The 291-nt window shown below is 49.8% G+C and carries 1 protein-coding gene; it reads left to right on the top strand.

The window, feature by feature from the left end:
* Positions 1-12: 12 nt before the first annotated feature.
* On the top strand, positions 13-291 hold a 279-nt coding region (locus tag BN3456_RS00045; RefSeq protein WP_242862754.1), incomplete at its 3' end, for an IS66 family transposase.

Here is a 291-nt window from a genome sequence, read left to right as displayed (position 1 = left end):
CCAGGAGGAAACATGGCCAATTGGACCATTCGCTGCAGCGAGGAATGGCTGACCCCCATTTATAACAGGATTCATGAGGTGCTGTTGAGCTGCCAGATTCTGCACATGGACGAAACCCGAATCCAGTGTAATAAGGAAATGGGGAAAAAGGCAAGCAGTGAGTTCTATATGTGGGTAATCCGCAGCGGTGCCTGTGAAGACATTCAGGCCGCCTTCTTCCATTACTCTCGCACCAGAAGCGGTAACGTTGCAAAAGACCTATTATGGGGATTTCACGGATATCTGACCACG

Origin of the sequence: Clostridium sp. C105KSO13, from assembly GCF_001517425.1 — a bacterium.
In the GTDB taxonomy this organism is placed as follows: domain Bacteria; phylum Bacillota; class Clostridia; order Lachnospirales; family Lachnospiraceae; genus Muricomes.
The sequence above is the reverse complement of the archived record's forward strand: the minus strand, read 5'-3'. Positions and strand labels throughout refer to the sequence as shown.